Below are 16,841 nucleotides of genomic sequence, written 5' to 3' on the forward strand. Positions count from 1 at the left end.
GACCGGCAATCCCGGTCACCAGGTGGAGGGCAGGCCGTTCAACGGCGGATAACCGGAGAGACCCCGTGGAACCGCGAAGGGGGGTAACGCGGGCCGCAAGTAGCACCAGGGAGCCGCGCTCACCACTCGTCCACCCCATAGCCTTGTTGACATCGCCAACGCATAGACTATCGGATTCTATCCCGATTGCGTGTACGGTGGAACTATGAAGGAATCGACTCCCCCGGCTTCCGAACCACTGATCACTGGTGCAGAGATTGCCAGGCTGGCGGGGGTGACACGAGCCGCTGTCTCCAACTGGAGGCGGCGGTACAGCGACTTCCCAGCACCCGCCGACGGCGGAGCAAGCACGCCCCTCTTTTCGCCAGCCGAAGTCCGTTCATGGCTGTCCAAGCAACAGAAAGGCAGCGACCTCTCGGACGATGTCCGCCTGTGGCAGGCTCTACGGGGCGCCTTTGGCGACGACATAGTCGCAGGCATCGCGGGCGTTGCCCGCTTTCTCGCCCACGATGACACTTCCACGCTGGACGACAACCTGACTGAGCTGGCTGCGAGGCTGGTGGCGAAGGAATCAGCAGCCCACGCCATCAACCAGTTGGTCGAGCGTTTCCTGGACTCTTCGCGACGTGCCGGCTCCGACCAAGTCACGTCGTTGCGGCTAGTAAAGGCCGTGAGTCACTTCACGGGGCCAGTGCCCGACGACTCCGTCATCTTCGATCCGGCTTGCGGTATCGGGACGCTCCTCCTCTCCGTCGGACCGGCCGAAGGACCGGTCCGACGGGGCCAGGAGATCGATCCAGCGGCCGGGGAACTGGCCCAGGCGCGAGCCGAGCTCGCAGGATCGCAGGACACCGCCATCGAGACCGGGGACTCCCTCCGCGAGGACCGCTGGCCTGATCTGCGGGCAGACCTCGTCCTGTGTGACCCGCCGGCCGCCGGCCCGGACTGGGGCCGGGAGGAGCTGCTCCTCGATGCCCGCTGGGAACTGGGCACGCCTTCCAAAGCCGAGGGGGATCTGGCCTGGCTCCAGCACTGCTACGCCCATACCGCTCCAGGCGGTCGGGCCCTGGTCGTCATGCCCGCTTCCGTGGCCTACCGCAAGGCGGGCAGGCGCATCCGGGCCGAAATCGTCCGCCGCGGCCTCCTTACAGAGATCGTCGCACTGCCGCCCGGCATGGTGGCATCACACGCTCAACCAGTGCACCTGTGGACGCTGCACCGCCCGGGCGGCCCCTCTCACAGCGCGACTTCAGTGCGGATGGTGGACCTCACCGCCAATGCGCCCGACGGCCCCATGGAGCCGACAGCCGAGCAAGTCGTCGACGTACCGCTGATCGACCTCCTGAACGACTCTGTCGACCTCACACCGAGCGCGCACGTGGACGCTTCCCGACAGGACTTCCCAGCCGAGTACCGCGCCTTGCAACGGGGTATCGAGGAGCGGCTCAATCGGTTGACAGCATTGCTGCCGACCCTCACAGCAGGCGACGGGCCGGGGACGCTGGACAGCGCGACGATCAGCCTGGCCGACCTCTTCCGTGCCGGGCTCGTCAATCTCGCTCATGCTGAACCAACCTCTACCAGCGAGCAGTTGGACACCGGGTATCTACGGGGATTCCTGCGCAGCGCTTCCAACAACCGCCGTTCGACGAGCAGCAGCGGCTCCTACCGCCTCGACGTCAAGGGGGCGCGGATCCCGCAGATGGCCGTCGAGGAACAACGCCGTTACGGCGCCGCCTTCCGCGCGCTCCAAGAATTCGAGGAGCACATCGGCGAAGTGACCCGGCTGGCAGGACAGCTCAGCGCTCTCGCCCGTGACGGCCTCACCAACGGGGCGCTTCTGCCTCCCGAGGACGATGCCTGACGGATTCCTGTGGAGGTCGCGTCGCGACCGACCCTTCGACCATCAAACGGGCGATGAACGTGATCGCGGCCAGTAGCTCGTCGGGCGACTGTTCCAGGGCCAAGGCGTGCTGGTGGATGCCGATCCCCGCGTGCCGCACGCGATGCGTCGCGCTCGGCTCGTAGCCCTTCGCATAGACGAGATGACCGTCAGAGAGTCCGAGCGCCGTGCAGTAGGCAAGCATCTGATAGAGGTCGGCGTCCGGAAATCCTTCGGGCTTCTCGGCCTTGTATTTGGCGTCCGCTACAGCTCGTGGGATGCCATGGTTGCCGTACCAGACCAGGTCCGGGCGCGTCCGAACAGTTTCGGCCTCATCGAGGTACACGCCCTGCGCCTGAAGTGCACTGCGCCCCCCGTATTGCGTCAGCGCCTCGCGCAATGCGGTGCAGACGAAGTCCTCGAAGATCTTGTGGGTGTCGAAGAGGTATCCGTCGATGGTGATACGGCCGCTCACATGCTCGACGGACAAGCCGCGCAGCACCGTCTCGGCCAGCCGTAGCGCGGGCTGGTAGCGGAGGTTGAGTCGGCTCGACCTCCACCGCGGCAGATCACGGCTGCCGCGGATCAGCGGCTGTGCGTCCAGCAACCGGCCCCGGTGGTGGCGCAGTCGACGACGTACGCTGTCGGGCACCCTGGGCAGGGTCAACAGCCGCTCCGTGGCAGCGCGCAGCAGCCGGTTCTCCGCGATGTCTGTCCCGTAGTCGTCGTAGGCGACCTCGACCGGGAACGCCCGCCCGTGGTGCCGCCGGACCTGATCCGCTTCCCTGACACGGCCTCGGACGAACGGCGCGGCCTCTTCCATGTGCCGGTATCCCTGGAGCACTCCCTGCCGCAGGGCACGTTCGAGAGTTCTCTCGAATCCCTGCGCCAGTGCGGGAAGCAGCTCGTCCTGCTCGGCGACGCTCACCTCGCCGTCCCGGTGGATGTGAGGGTCGGATGCGTAGCCGATGAGGAAGAACAGCCGCGCGACCGGCACCTTGGGGGCGATGCGGAGAGTGACGGGACCGCGCCCCGGTGACCTGAGGGCCACAGCGCCGACCTTGCCGCCGGCGCGCAGTCGCCAGCAGCCCGGCCGGTAGGCATCGGGGGCGGCCTCGACGATCCGGGAGGCGGCGAGCGAGCGCCCGACACCGTCCGGGAGAGGCACGATGACGGGCGGGCCGTACTCGGTCAACTCGACGGTCGTCACGGCGAGGGCTGCTCGTACGATTCGCCATCGCTGTCGCTGATGGACCGGGCCAGGGCGTTCAGGCCGTAGCGCTTCTCGATGTCGAAGGACTCCCCGTAGTGATGCTCCTCCAGCAGTGGCAGGATCTTGGTCCGCCAGGTGCGCTCCAGTCCGCCCTCCCGGTGCACCCCCTTCTTCATCAGGTAGGAGGGGCCGATACGGAAGTCGGCTTCATCGATGAGGGAGTTGAGCGCGTCCAGCAGGTCCGCGGCCCGGGTTTCGAGCCCCTCCCGGTCGAGCCAGCGCCGTAGCAGGCCGCTGGTGGGCTCGGTGCGGGGTGACAGTTCGACGAAGGCGAAGCGCCGTCGCATCGCCGCGTCCACCAGGGCGATCGACCGATCGGCGGTGTTCATCGTGCCGATGACGAAGAGGTTCGGCGGGAGTGCGAAGTCGTCGCCTGAGTACGTGAGCCGTACCGACTTGTTTCGGTACTCCAGGAGGAAGTACAGCTCGCCGAAGACCTTGGCCAGGTTCGCCCGGTTGATCTCGTCGATGATCAGAAAGTGCGGGATGTGCCGGTTGCCCTCGCGGGACGCCAGGTCGGCGAGCTCGCGCAGAGGGCCGGCGGTGAGGCGGAAGGCGACTTCCCTTGTCTCCGGGTCCTCGCGCGGGCGGAACCCCTCGAAGAAGTCCTCGTAGGCGTAAGAGGGGTGGAACTGCACGAGCTTCACCTGTTCGGGCCCGCCGCCGAGGTATTCGGCGAGTTTGAGGGCCGTGTACGTCTTACCCGTCCCGGGCGGGCCATACAGGATCAGCTGCCGTTCGTCCCACAGCAGGTCGCGGATGTCCCGCAGCCAGGCCACGTCGTGCACCAGCAGTTCGTCGGCGAGGTGCTGTTGCGGCACGGGGAGTTCCAGCTCACGTCGGGCGGTGAGGGCGGGTGTCGTTCCGCTGGGGTCGCGCTCTATCGCCTCCGCCTCGTCTGCCAGTTCCTCGTCGGTCAGGCCGAGCCCCTCGATGAGCGGCTGGACCGCGGTGAGGTCCACGACGTCGTGCTGGACGGAAAGCCGCTGCTGGATCTCCTCGGGCAGCACGTCGTACGGGTGGCCTGTGCTCTGCCACTCGACGGGCCGCCGCAGATTGGACCTGCCATTGTCGGAGACGGTCTGCTCGGCGGGTCCGGTGATCTCACCGACGTAGAACCGTCCGCCGGACAGGGTGCACACGGTGTCGCCGGGCTTCATCCGGGACAGGAACGCGTGGAGTTCCTCGACGAGTTCCAGCTTCTGGTTGTACGTGGCCGTGGTGCCCCAGTCCTCCTCGACAACCGTGCGCAGGCGCTCCTTGCTGGTTCCCTGGCCGATCCCCTGGCGCAGGCGGGGAGCGGCGAGAGAGACCCGCTCCTCGGCAAGCCACAGCTTCTGGACGAGGTCGGCACCGGACACATTGGAGCCCCGGACGAGCCAGGCCCTGGCGGGGCCCGACCAGACCCCCTCCATGAAGTCCGACAGCGGCGCCCCCGCTTCCGTCTTCCAGTCGACCCAGCCGTTGCGCGGCGCCCCGACCAGCACGCCCGCGGCGAAGGACGGGGACCCGCAGTCGACGTCCTGGGCCAGTTCCAGCCACCCCGGCCAGCGAGTGGACGGGCGCAGCACGGCTGTCTGTTTCATCATCTCCCGCACTCTGGCCGTGGCGGAGAAGTGCTTGGAGAAGGACGGCATCTCACGATCCCGGGCGGGCGAGCCCGCCAGAATGCGGAACTTTCGGCTTCCGTTGGTCCCTACCTCGTCCAGCAGTACCCCTCGTGCCCGGTCGACCCCGCTCGCCCCGGGCAGTCGCAGCAGGAACCGCGGTGACTCCTGGAGGCCGGGGGGTACTTCGTCGGCCTCGGTCACGTCCGCTCCCGCATTCCGGACAGCACTGGCATTGCCACCTTTCTCAACAACCCTACTCATCAACGCAGTTAGGCGAATAGGCTCCCGCCAGGGGAGCACGGGAAGTGGGCCCCACAGGTGGGGGGACACAGTCGCCATGACCATCATGGATCAGCTCACACTGCGACAGGACGGCACGACGCCGAAGGACTACGCCGCCACATGTTCCGGTGCGCAGTCCAGGGGCGTGGCGGATGTATGGCGAGTTCAGCTGGCCGGCCGCCCCGGTCTGACGATCCATGACACGCGGTGGGAGAACGGGGAGCGCGATCTCGTCCTGTACCAGCCCGCCGTCGTGCCGGAGATGCCCGCTCCGTTGTCCAACCTGCACAACCGGCGGCGTGCCGGTATCCAGGAGTCCGGACTCCGGGGAGGGGAGCTGCGCATCATGGGATGGGTCGCCGTCCCCGGTGTCCGCCCGAGCTTCAAGAAGACTTTCACCACGGCCGACTTCGCCGACGTGTGTGGTCTCGACGATCTGCGTGAGCTGACCGCTCGTCCCGGGGTGGTGCTTGACGTGGCCTTCGAGGGGCCGGACCCGCTGCTCATCGACCTGGACGAGCCGCAGGACACGGATTCCGTTCAGCACGCTCTCTTCTTCCCGCAGGACGACGACGAATCGCCCGTCGTGTTCTTCCTGCTCAGCCGGGTCGCGCCGACGCTGCGCCACATCGGCTGGCTGCCGGATGTCGTGCGGTCGTAGCCGCCGAGGGTGTCGACGCCTTTCGGCACCGGTCACAAGGTGCCGACCACCCGAGGTACGACTCCGCGCCCCGGCGGCGGACCGGGCTTCGGGACGGGGTGGCCTGCCCGCGGTTCTCGCGCAGGGGTCGTGGCGGGGGCCGCCGCCGGTGCCGTGGTCGGGTCGGCCAGGAGACCCTGGACCGGGACGCGGGTGACGGCTGTGACGGCAGGCGGCGCCGCGTCGAGTGCGTCCAGCAGGGCGTTCACCTCCAGCAGACGCGCCTGGATCTCGGCGGGCATGGGAGGCAGTTCGGGCACGCGGTGGTGACAGACGCCGCTGAGCGCGGACCAGGTGAGGCGCCAGCGCCGGGCGGTCCGGCGGTCCGTGTACGCCTCCAGGCACAGCATGCGGTGCTTGGCGACGCGCGTCATGCCGGGGGCGATACCGTGCCAGAAGTCGTCCAGCCGCTGGTCGAGAGCGAGGCGCAGGAGCACGGCGGCGGCGCGGGCCCGTACGCCGGGGCTGAGCGCTCCCGCCGTGCCTGCCGGAGGCCGCAGGAGGGCCTCTGCGGCGGAGACGAGTTCGCGGGCGTTGTTCTTCATCGGGCACCGCCCTGCGGTCCGACCGTTCCCCGGCCACGCTGGATCGCTTCGGCCAGCCTCTCCGTACGCGTCACGAGCTGCTTGCGGTCGCCCGTGGTCGGCAGCCCCGGGTGGGAGTCCGCGTTGAGCTCGTTGATCAGCGTCCATCCCCCGGTGTACAGGCTCTGGACCACCGTCTGCGGTTCCCCGGAGGAATCTCCGAGCAGGGCAAGGGCCAGGTACTCCTTGGTCCGCTCCACCTTGGCGATACGCTCCTCGATCTCCGCGAGGCCAAGGCCGTGGTCGTCCCGCAGCGTTCGGCGCGCGGTCTCCATACAGGCGATTTCGAGGGCGTTCCGGCACATCGCCGGAATCACCCGGTCGGCGACGCGCTGGGGAAGATGCTGATCGTAGGAGAGGGCACGGGCCTCCCCGAACGCCTGCTTGACGGGATCGCTCCTCTTCTCGACGGTGACGACCGAGTCGCTCTCGCGGGAGATGCGGAGGATCGTCGCCTCGATGCCGAGGTGGGAGATGGCCTGCTCCAGGCGAGTGTCGTGGGTGAACACGACCACCTGACGGTGGCGGGCGCAGTCGTTCAGGACGGCGGCCAGCCCTTCCACCTTCTGCGTGTCCATCGACTGCACCGGGTCGTCGATGACGACGAAGCCGAACGGGCTGTCGTCGTGCGTCGCGCGGGGAATGAACAGCGACAGGGCGAGCGAGTGCAGTTCGCCCTGGCTCATCACGCTGTACGCGGGCGCCTCCTGGTCGTCCACGGAGACGCCGAGCTTTACGCTCCCCTGCCGGGCGGTGCCCTTCAGCGTGATGTTCCCGAGCGACACGCTGCTGCTTTCGCAGAGCTTCTTCCACACGGCCTGCGACTGCTTGACGAACTTCGCCATCCGCTCGTCCCTCAGCTCGTCCGTCAGCTTCCTGAGCCAGGAGCGGGCCTTTTCGATCTCCCCGCGCTCGTCCTTCGCCTCCTTGGCCTTCTCCTCCGCGCCGAGCCACTCGGCAAGCCGAACGGCCGCGGGCCGCCAGGCGGTGTTGCGGTCGGTGAGCCTGCGAGCGGCCTTCTCGCTCACCTGCCAGCATGCCGCGCCGAGCGTCGGGGCGATGCGTTCGACGCTGTTCGCCAGCTCGGCGGGGTCGGTCAGGCTCCGGCACAGGGACCATTCGCGCCAGAGGCCCGCCAGTACCGACTCCTCGGACCGCAGCAGGTCAGGCACCGGCTGCACCAGGTCGTGGACTGCACGCCGCGCGGCGCTGAGCGTCCGATGTGCCGCTTCCGCCCCGGCCGCCTCCGACTGGAGCCGCTCGATCTCCGCCCGCGTGTTTTCCGCCCAGGACCGGTCCAGACGGTCCGCGGTGCCGCAGACGGGGCAGTCGGCGCTCTGGGAGCGGTGACGGTGTTCCAGGGCGCTCTCCAGCAGCCCGGCGAGACGCCGCGCGTCCTCGGCGTCGGAGTGCCGTGCGTCCTCGGCCGCGGCAACCGCCTCCCGCAGCCGCGCCAGCGCGCCGGCGACCTCCTGCTCGTCGGGGCCGGTCAGGGTGGCGAGTGCCCGGAGGCGAACGTCCACGCCACCGTCGGTGACCGCGTCCCGGTCGAGCAAGGCGCGTACGGCGTCCACATCGGCTGTGCGTCCGCCGAGCGCCCGAGCCGCCTCGACGGCACGCTGGTCATCGAGCCCGGTCAGGGCCTCGATCGCCGAGGTCTTCAAGGCGCGGGGCCGACCTTCGATGTCCTTGCACGCCTTGATACGGGCCGCGAGCCGGTCGTCGATGTCGCCGAGCTGGCCGAGCCCGATGAACCGGGCCAGGGTGTTGTGCAGGGCGCTGAGCGTCCCGTCGACCATCGAGCCCAGCTCGCTGTACGGCAGGAACGGGCGGTAGAGGGCGAGCGTCGAGGCGTCGATGCTCTCCTCAAGCTTCTGCTCCGTGCCGTCCGCACGCTCCACCGTCGTGCGCGCCTCGTCCACCTTCGCCCCGTACCACGTGCGGCGCACGGTGACCGGGTCGCCGGTGTCATCCAGGGTGAGCCGCACGGAGACGGCCGGGACCGTGCAGTCGTGCAGGTTGCGCCACCCTTCCCTCCACACCGCCGTACGCGCCTTGCCGTTGCTCCCGTCCCAGCGGGTGTTGAGGCCCGTCAGCGCCATCTCGGCGGCCTCCGCGAAGCTCGACTTGCCCGTTCCGTTGCTGCCCTCGACGACGGTCAGACCGGGGCCGGGCGGAAGGTCGAGCGTGGTCTCAGGACCGACCCCCCGCCAGCCCGCAGCCGTGATGGAGCGCAGGTACACAGGCCCGGCCCGTCCGGTCTTCTCCGGGGGCGGTTCGGGAAGCATCCCGCGCAGCAGGTCGGCCGCCGCCGGGGCCAGTTCGGACGCGGCGAGGGACGCGGTGAGGCGGTCGTCGAGCAGCTGACGCAGAGGGATGTCTTCGGTCATGGCGGTGCTCCTTGCCCAATCAGGTGGAGAGCGCGACGGGACCGCCGCGCTGTTCACGGTTCGATCCTCCAGGATGTGTGTTGGCGATGTCAACAGACTTTGGAAGGTGCGCAAAGTCGAAAATGTGTACGATGGGCCCTGGGGTGGTCACACCGGCGGTCCGCTCACCCGGAACCCGCGAATGCAAGCCGTCTGAACCGAAGTACGAGAAGGGGTCGACAAGTACAGCCCACCCGACCCAACGGGACGGAAGAACTCACGGACGCTGGATGGCAGGGGGTGCAGGCGGAGCTGGAGCACGATCCGCTGGAGACGGCGCGTACACACGTAAGCGCTCTGCTCCACCACGCCCGCGTATTGACGGGCGAGCCCGGCGATGTCCTCGACATGGACTTACGGACGGCGCAGCGCGCCTTCGCCGAGATCGACGCATGCAGCACGCTGCTCGACACAGCCTCGGAGCGCGGCCACGCCCTTGCACGGGAACTCGAAGGCCGTCTCGCCGAGGAAGACTCCGCTGCCGCGCCCGCCTCCTCGACGAACTCGACGCCTTGGCGGCCAGGGTGGCCGTTTCCGAGGCTGAACGGCAGGTCGTGCTGCGCATCCTGGGCGCCTGGCCAGCGTCTCGGTCTCCGACCGGGCATGGAACGAGGACGCCCTCGCCGAGCTGCGGCACGCCTATGCGCTGTGGCTCGCCTGTGCCGACGAACGGCGGGACGTCAGCCGATCCCGTCGGCCGCCACATTCGGCCGACCGGTGCGCGGAGGCGCCCCGGGCACCACAACGTCGAGGACGGCGCCGACGGAACAGCTCTGGAGTCAGGCCCGCTCGGGGGGCAGCGTCCGAGGCCGAGGGAGTCTGCAGGACACGTACGAGCGTGGCCCAGGTCTACACACCGGCAGCGAGTGGCTCCGCGGCGGCGAAACCCACCTCCCCGTGATGCCTCCGCCAGCGGGCAGCGGTAGACCTGCCACCCTGGACCGCGCTCGTCAAGCGACCTCAGGCTCGGCCGGATGACGCGGGCCGTGGCCGGGCGGCGGGGTGAGCGTGGACGTGTAGTTCTCGCCGTCGACGAGGCGTGTGGTGAGGCTTACACCGATGGCGGCCATGCGGTCGTACTCGGCGAGCACGAGATCCTTGGTGCGGTAGTGGCCGTACTTGGCGATGTCGTTGTTCTTCAGGCCGCCGGTCTCCGACTGGAAGGACTCCAGGATGTAGTCCGTGTCGTCACGGTTGATTCCGTAGAGGTGGAAGAAGTACGCGTCCAGTTCGGCGCGGATCCGAGCGCGACGGGCCTCGTCCCAGCGGAAGGGGAGTTCCATGTCGCCAAGATCACGGGCAAACGGAGACATATCCTCGGTCGTGAAGACGAGCTCCCGGGTACGCGCGGCGAGGAACGCCGTGTGTGGCTCCATCTCGCTCGGGCCTGGCACCGGAAGTTGCTTCCACGTCATGAGCGCCATATGGAGACCACCGATCTTCTGTCGGCTCACAAAGTCGAATACGAGGGAACTCTGCGCAGCCACCAGAGAGGTCACAAGCTCGGGAGACGTGGTTGGCAACATCAGAGGATAGGTATGCCCGACTGCGCCGATCGGCAACAGGGCAGCAATAAAAGTGCGTTCATCAGTTGCGCGGCACACATCTCGCCACCCGAAGAGCCACTTACGCTCCCATCCAAGCTCCTTCAGCCGCAGATCGACACCAGAGACCTCAGCCTCTTTGTCCTTCCGGACAGTTCGAATGAGTCCTTCATCTGCGATCCAGTACCGGGGCATGGCTACCCCTACGGCGTCCTGCTTCTCAACAAGACTGAGGCGCCGACGGTCTTCGTTGCCCGTGCCGTAGTAGCTGTTCCAGCGGTGGTCGAAGTGGTGAGCCATCTTGCCTTCGTACAAGGGCAGCATCCTCTTCCCGTCCCGCATAAACACATTCCCGCTCAGCTCCCAGCCCTCCCCGTCCAGCTCCTCGCGGGTACGGAAAAGATCGGAGTCGTCGGTCATGTCAAAGAGCCGCTTGAAGGCAACCCCCCACGGGTTCCCACCCTTCTCCGTCTCGTTCCACAGCACCGGAATACGCCTGTAGATCGCCGCCGTAAGATCCGCATCCCGCCGCGTCCGGAAGATCGGCAGCGTTCCGGTGTTGGGATTGATGAGGGCGATCTCCTCGGGGCTGAGCGCGAACACCCGGTCCGCGTCATCCAGATCCGCCGGGTCCTCCAGGAAGAACGCGAAACGGGCCGCGGGCTCCCGGAGGTCTCTGCCGACCAGCGAGAGCAGGCAGAACTTGTAACGGGAGTCCACCCCCACGAACAGCGGCTTGCGGTTCTCGAAGTCGTACAGCGCCGCCACCGCTCCCCGTCGGGTGAAGTCGCTGAACAGGTACTGCGCTCCCGCGCCGGTCGCGATGGCCGTCGGAAGAATGCAGCCGAAGCGGCTCCTGGGGGCGGCGATCGTCGCGAAGCGCTCCGCGAACAGCTGGTCGGTCTGGAGGGAGTTGACCCCCTTGGCCGTCAGCCCCTTCGCGCACAACGGAAACGCCCCCGAGCCCCCCGCGAACAGGAACGTGGACTTCACCATCCGCCGCGCCGTCCGGTAGCGCCTTCCCGCCTCGGGATTCCCGGCCTCCTCGTTCTCGGCCTCCCACTCCGCGATCCGCGTACGCCGTGCCGTGCCCGCGATGGCGGCGATCGACGGCTCGACCACGCTGAAGTACTTCTTGTCCTCGAAGTCGACCTTGTCCCACGGCGGGTTGCCTACCACGCACGAGAAGCCACCCGCCCACCCGGTCGCCGGGTCGACGGCGTCTCCCGCGTCGGCCCGCTCCGGGACCATGAAGACCTCCGGGAACTCCAGGTGCCAGTGGAAGAAGTGGTAGAGGTCGCGCAGTTCGTCGATCTCGTCGTGGGTCGCCTTCGAAGCCGACCGGCCCTCGGGGTCCCGTAGATCCTGGAACACCTCGTGAGTGACGGGGGCCGGGGCGTCCTGGGTCTTGCGCCACATGAACGCGGCGCACCAGGCATCGGCGATGTGCCGCGCGTGGACGTACTCCTTCTTCTCCCGCCAGTCCTCGTACGCCGCCTGCTGGGCGTGCACCTGCCGCAGGTTGCCGGACGGGGCCGCGATAATCCGGCGGAGGTCCGAGGCGAAGGCGGTGTTGGAGACCTTCGTCTCCACGACCACCTCGAAGAGTCCGCTCTGGCCCTTGCGTTCCTGGTCGTTCTGCTTCTCCAGGAACCTGGCGTACTTCTCGTCGTCGCCCTCGACCGCCTTGAACGCCTTGTTCGGGATGCCGTCGAGCATCAGCGTGGGGGTTGTGCCCACCAGGCCGTTCCCGTGCTTGATGTGCGCGTCCAGGAAGCCCAGCGCCTTCCCGGGCTCCAGGGCCTCCAGCCACAGCGAGACCTTGGCCAGCTCGACCGCCATCGGGTTGAGGTCCACGCCGTAGACGCAGCGGGCGACGACCTCGTGCAGGGCGGTGCGTACGGCGACGGGGGTCGGCTCCGGGTTGCTCTCACGTACGGCCGCCACCCGCTTGGCGATGCGGCGCGCCGCCGCGACGAGGAAGTGGCCCGATCCGCACGCCGGGTCACAGACCGTCAGGGACAGCAGCTCGCGGACGATCGTCTCCGACGGGTCCGGCTCGCCCGCCGCCGTGGCGGCCAGTTCACCGCGCTTCTGGGCATCGTCAATCACCGGGTCGAGGGTGGAGTCGAGCAGCGTCTCGATGAGGGAGGCGGGAGTGTAGTAGGAGCCGGTCTTCTTGCGGTCGTTGCCGAGCCGGTTTACCAGTTCGAAGGAGCGCTCGGTGGCGCTGTGCTTGGGGACCAGCTCCAGCAGGGACTCGTAGATGGAGCCGAGCTCCTCCGAGCCCATGTTGCGGTAGTCCACCGGCCGCCAGCGCGCGGTCTTCTCGTCGCGTACGCGGGAGAGGTGGCGCACCGCCTCCAGCAGGGAGGCGTTCGACAGGGAGCAGTCCCGCAGGGGGGCGTCGGCGTCGATGTCGTCGAAGAGGCCGCCGAGGCCGGGCAGGCCCAGCTCGGGGCGGCCGTCCTCACGGCCCAGCGCGTCCAGGACGATCCGCAGGGTGGCGTACTGGTCGGCGTGCGCGGTGCCCTGGCGACGCAGGGCGTGGCGGCGCAGGCGGGCGGAGCTGAAGTACTCGGCGTACCGCTTGCGGGCGTCGTCACTCGCGTCGGGGTCGTGGAGGGCGTCGCGGTCCTCGGCGACGAAGAGGAAGATCATCCGGTAGGCGAGGCGCAGCAGGGCTTTGTGCAAGCCGTCCGCGTCCAAGTTGTCGCGCAGGTCCGTGTTGGCCGGGTGGCGCAGGAAGCCCGTGCCGAGGGTGGTGATGGCCCGCTGGACGCCGTCGCGGTGGTGGTCGAGCGCCCGGGTGCCCGAGGCGATGGCCTCCGTACGCCACTGCTCCAGCCAGCACGCGGACGGCAGCCCCGCTTCGCCGGTCTCGAAGCGGGAGACGTGCAGCAGCCGGTAGAGCAGGACGAACTCGCTGAACAGTTCGCCGTCGAAGATGGCTTCGAGGTCGAACTCGACGTACGAGGCCGTGGCCAGGGCGTTGGAGTCGCGCAGCAGGCGCAGCTGCCTGCCGTTGGTGAGGATGCCCCACAGGTGGGCTTCCCGCCGGTTCAGGCACTCCTGGAGGAGGGAGTGCGGGGGTACGGTGCCCACGCCGCCGGGCCGTTTGTCGAGGAGGGCGTTCCAGGCAGCCATGTGGACGGGCACATGGTGCCAGTGGTGGCTGATGGGGAAGGCGCGGTCCGGGTCGCCGTCGGCGCGGTACTCGCCGGCTGCGACCGTGGTGAGCCGGCCGAAGCCCAGTTCGTTGAAGAGGGGTTCGAGCCACTGGTCGACGGCGAGGCCGGTCGGGTCGGCGGGCAGCTCGGCCTCGGCGCTGACCGGCAGTTTCTCTCGGAGCTCGCGCCAGACGGCCTTGAGGTAGTCCCAGTGGCGCTCGGCCTCGTCGCGGACGGACCGCCGGGGGCCGATCACGTGATAGTCGGCGGGGCCGGAACCGGGGACGTCCTTGCCTTCCTTGCTCTCCGAGATGCGGACGAGCATGTCGGCGGGGAGCAGGCCGCCGACGGTGTGGACGGCGGAGAAGACCTGATTGCGGGTGGTGGCGGACATCAGGCGGCCTCTCCGTCTGCGGTGATCGGGGGCAGGTAGACGTAGACGCCGAGGATGTCGGCGGGCTGCTGGGCGGTCACCCTCAGGCCCTGGACGATTTCGTCGGATGCGCGCCTGACCCGTCGGTGTGACTCGTGCAGCTGAGCGGCGAGTTCGTCACCGTAGGCCGCCATATGGTCCTGTACCGCGTCCAGTTGTCCGAGGGTGCGGCGCATCGTCCGTTCCTGGAAGTAGTCGTCCGTGTTCTCCGCGGCCTCGGCGGTCAGCAGGTCCAGGGCCTGGTCCTCGGGGAGCCAGACCGGGTTCTTCGCCGAGCCCTGGAAGGCGAGGAGGCGGGCGTCCTCGGCGACGATCCTCTGTTTGCCCTGACGGGAGGGCAGGGTGAGGTGGAATCGGTAGCGGAGCAGGAGCAGAGTCGTGGGGACAGTCACCGCGTCCGTGGAGACCACCCCGCAGCGCCGGGCGGGGCGACGGCCGACGGCCTCGGTGTCAAGGGCGGCGTTGAGGACGTGGGCCGCGACCGCTCCGACGACCGGGTCGGTGCGGACGAGGGCGGCTTCGCCCCGGGCCACGGCCGCAGTGGTGCGGAACGGGATGGGCCGCCCGGACTCGACCACGTCGGCGCCCGCGACGGGGGCGAGGGCATCGCGCAGTCCGGCGGGAACGCCGCTGACCTCGGCGGTGAAGTCGCCCGATGCGTCGTCGGCTTCGACCACGTGGGCTTCGAGGGCGGCCAGTGCGTGGCGGACGAAGCCGCTTACCTCGTCCGCACGGCCCAGAGTGTCGCGGATGGCGGCGACCTCTCGGGCGACCTCCTCCGGGTGGATGGCGCGCTGGGCAAAGCGGGAGCGGGAGGCCGTTTCACGCTGCGCGGCGGAGTTCCACTCGCTCTCCAGCGCGGCAGCCCTCGTATCCAGGGTCTCCAGCGCCTCGACGTCGAACAGCCCTTCCTGCTGGGGCTGGTGGCCGCGCATCAGGAGCCATTCGACGATGGCGTCGGTCACGCCGGAGGACGCCTCGTCGGGGACGGAGACCGAGATACCGAGGTCCTTGCGAATCTGGCGGTGCTTGGCGATGAGGACTTCGAGGACCTTGCCGTCGATGCCGTTGTCGATGCCGTACAGGGTGATGACGCGGACCTCGTCGCGCTTCTGCCCGTACCGGTCCACCCGGCCTTCGCGCTGGTCGTGGCGGGTGGGGTTCCACGCCAGGTCGTAGTGGACGACGGCGTCAAAGTGGTGCTGGAGGTTGACACCTTCGGAGAGGCAGTCGGTGGCGACGAGGACGCGGCGGGCGGCGGGGTCGTCCCCGGCGAGTGTCGCCAGCTCCTCGATGCGGGTGAGTCGCTGCTGCGGGGAGAGGGTGCCGGTGACGGCCTTGACGACCGTCTTGGAGCCGAGCTTCTTCTCCAGGTGCTCGGCGACGTACTCGGCGGTCGGGATGTACCGGCAGAAGACGATCGGGTGGTAGCCGTCCTTCAGGAGTGCCTTGAGGTGCCGGACGAGGGCAGCGAGCTTGAGGTCGCTTTCCGGGCCCTCCAGGGCGGCGGCCCGCTCGGCAAGGTCGGCCAGCCGTGCCCCGGCTCCCTCGGTCTCCGCGCCGGGAGCCACGTCCAGGCCCTCCAGGGCGTCGCTGTCGGCGGAGTCCCGGGTCAGCGGGGCGGCGAGCCGGTCGGCCTCCTCGGCGCTGGCAGCGACGGCTGCGGCCGAGCGGGTCGTGAGGGTCTGGGAGGCGGCCCGGGGCGAGGAGACCAGGGAGCGCAGCAGGGCGATCGCCGACCACCAGGCGATCCGCGCCTCGCGCCGCCCCTGCTCATCCGCCGCCTGGACGCGCTCGCTCGCGTAGGCGATGGCGTCGTCGAGCAGCGCCCGGTACGCCGGGGACAGCTTGTACTTCTCGTCCTTGGACTTGCGGTCGGAGGGAAACACGGTCTTCTCGGCCAGGCTGTCGTCTGCGAGCCCGCTCTCCCTGGTGAGGTACTGGCGTACGTCGCCACGCTTGCGCTGCACGAAGTGCTGGGCAAGGAGCCGTCGACCACGGTCCGTCTCCAGGTCCACGTCGGCCAGTTCCGGACGGACCAGGCCGAGGAGGTTGCGGAAGCCGGACTCCTTACCGCTGTGCGGGGTCGCGGTGACCAGCAGGAGGTGCCGATCGGTGTTCGCCGCGATGCGCCGCAGCAGCTCGTAGCGGAGCTGATTCTGGGTGGAGACGGTGTCGTCGGCGGCTACACAAGTGTGGGCCTCATCGACGATGACGAGGTCGGGGCAGTGCCGTACGAAGTCGTCTCGGTGCCGGGTGGACTTGATGTAGTCCGTCGAGACGATGACGTGCGGGTACCGGTCGAACAGGGACTGGCCGAGGTCCAGGCCGCGTTCCAGACGGGAGACCGTGGAGGCGAGGACGAGTTCGGCGTCGATGCCGAACTTGGTCCGCAGCTCCTCCTGCCACTGCTCGGCCAAGGCGGGCGAACAGAGCACGGCCAGGCCCCTGGCCTCGCCCTGGGCCAGGAGTTCCTTCGCGATCAGGCCCGCCTCGACGGTCTTGCCGATACCGACGTCGTCGGAGATCAGCATCCGTACGGTCTGCTGCCGCAGAGCCATCAAGAGGGGCACGAGTTGGTAGGCGCGGGGCTCCACGGCGATGCCGGCGAGGGAGCGGAACGGCCCGGCGCCGGAGCGGAAACCGATCCGCAGGGCGGAGCGCAGCAGCCCGGCCGCCCGCTGGTCGCCGAGGTCGGCCGGGGATGGGTGCGCGAACTGCGCGTCCCGTACCCGCTCGAACGCGGGGAAGACGGCGGAGATGTCGTCGTCGGAGCCGCCCAGAGGACGCAGCACGAGCAGGTCCGGCTCGCTTTTCGGAAGGACGACCCACTCGCGGCCACGGGCGGTGACCAGGGAGCCGGGGGTGTAGGTGTGCGTCATCGGGGCATCCTCGCGGAGATGTCAGCCGGTTCCACGGCCGGGCGGGGCGGGA

General features: G+C 68.9%; 8 protein-coding genes. 2 read left to right on the plus strand and 6 right to left on the minus strand.

Annotation, left to right across the window (positions count from 1 at the left end):
- Positions 1-205 precede the first annotated feature (205 nt).
- Entirely contained in the window at positions 206-1,864 is a 1,659-nt protein-coding gene (locus ACIQNU_RS15460; protein WP_401366075.1) for an N-6 DNA methylase, read from the plus strand.
- Here the strand turns inward: ACIQNU_RS15460 and ACIQNU_RS15465 are convergent.
- Together ACIQNU_RS15465 and ACIQNU_RS15470 are read right to left on the minus strand one after the other, a co-directional pair.
- Entirely contained in the window at positions 1,824-3,092 is a 1,269-nt protein-coding gene (locus tag ACIQNU_RS15465; protein ID WP_401366077.1) for an McrC family protein, read from the minus strand. The genes ACIQNU_RS15460 and ACIQNU_RS15465 overlap by 41 nt on opposite strands.
- Positions 3,089-4,966 (minus strand): DUF4357 domain-containing protein, encoded by a 1,878-nt coding sequence (locus ACIQNU_RS15470; RefSeq protein ID WP_401366079.1) that lies wholly within the window; start codon positions 4,964-4,966, stop codon positions 3,089-3,091. Before ACIQNU_RS15470 ends, ACIQNU_RS15465 begins: the two co-directional genes overlap by 4 nt.
- A gap of 136 nt (positions 4,967-5,102) precedes the next feature.
- Between ACIQNU_RS15470 and ACIQNU_RS15475 the strand changes: the two genes are divergently transcribed.
- The gene (locus ACIQNU_RS15475) at positions 5,103-5,708 is read left to right on the plus strand and encodes a hypothetical protein (RefSeq protein WP_401366081.1); all 606 of its coding nucleotides are present in this window, start codon (positions 5,103-5,105) and stop codon (positions 5,706-5,708) included.
- Positions 5,709-5,740: 32 nt separating this feature from the next.
- On the opposite strand, the gene ACIQNU_RS15480 is transcribed toward ACIQNU_RS15475, so the two are convergent.
- The 4 genes from ACIQNU_RS15480 to ACIQNU_RS15495 form a co-directional block, all read right to left on the minus strand.
- Positions 5,741-6,292, minus strand: a complete 552-nt coding sequence (locus tag ACIQNU_RS15480) for a hypothetical protein (RefSeq protein ID WP_401366082.1) — start codon at positions 6,290-6,292, stop codon at positions 5,741-5,743.
- Positions 6,289-8,721 (minus strand): AAA family ATPase, encoded by a 2,433-nt coding sequence (locus ACIQNU_RS15485; protein WP_401366084.1) that lies wholly within the window; start codon positions 8,719-8,721, stop codon positions 6,289-6,291. Before ACIQNU_RS15485 ends, ACIQNU_RS15480 begins: the two co-directional genes overlap by 4 nt.
- A 989-nt stretch (positions 8,722-9,710) precedes the next feature.
- Positions 9,711-13,868 (minus strand): Eco57I restriction-modification methylase domain-containing protein, encoded by a 4,158-nt coding sequence (locus ACIQNU_RS15490; protein WP_401366086.1) that lies wholly within the window; start codon positions 13,866-13,868, stop codon positions 9,711-9,713.
- Positions 13,868-16,789, minus strand: coding sequence for a helicase-related protein (locus ACIQNU_RS15495; RefSeq protein WP_401366087.1), 2,922 nt, complete (start codon positions 16,787-16,789; stop codon positions 13,868-13,870). The genes ACIQNU_RS15490 and ACIQNU_RS15495 overlap by 1 nt, the downstream gene beginning before the upstream one ends.
- Positions 16,790-16,841 lie beyond the last annotated feature (52 nt).

Origin of the sequence: Streptomyces sp. NPDC091292 (assembly GCF_044757265.1) — a bacterium.
GTDB lineage: Bacteria > Actinomycetota > Actinomycetes > Streptomycetales > Streptomycetaceae > Streptomyces.

Coding starts and splice junctions, on each gene's coding strand:
- ACIQNU_RS15460 (WP_401366075.1), top strand. CDS start 206: ATGAAGGAATCGACTCCCCCGGCTTCCGAACCACTGATCACTGGTGCA.
- ACIQNU_RS15475 (WP_401366081.1), top strand. CDS start 5,103: ATGACCATCATGGATCAGCTCACACTGCGACAGGACGGCACGACGCCG.
- ACIQNU_RS15480 (WP_401366082.1), bottom strand. CDS start 6,292: ATGAAGAACAACGCCCGCGAACTCGTCTCCGCCGCAGAGGCCCTCCTG.
- ACIQNU_RS15485 (WP_401366084.1), bottom strand. CDS start 8,721: ATGACCGAAGACATCCCTCTGCGTCAGCTGCTCGACGACCGCCTCACC.
- ACIQNU_RS15490 (WP_401366086.1), bottom strand. CDS start 13,868: ATGTCCGCCACCACCCGCAATCAGGTCTTCTCCGCCGTCCACACCGTC.
- ACIQNU_RS15495 (WP_401366087.1), bottom strand. CDS start 16,789: ATGACGCACACCTACACCCCCGGCTCCCTGGTCACCGCCCGTGGCCGC.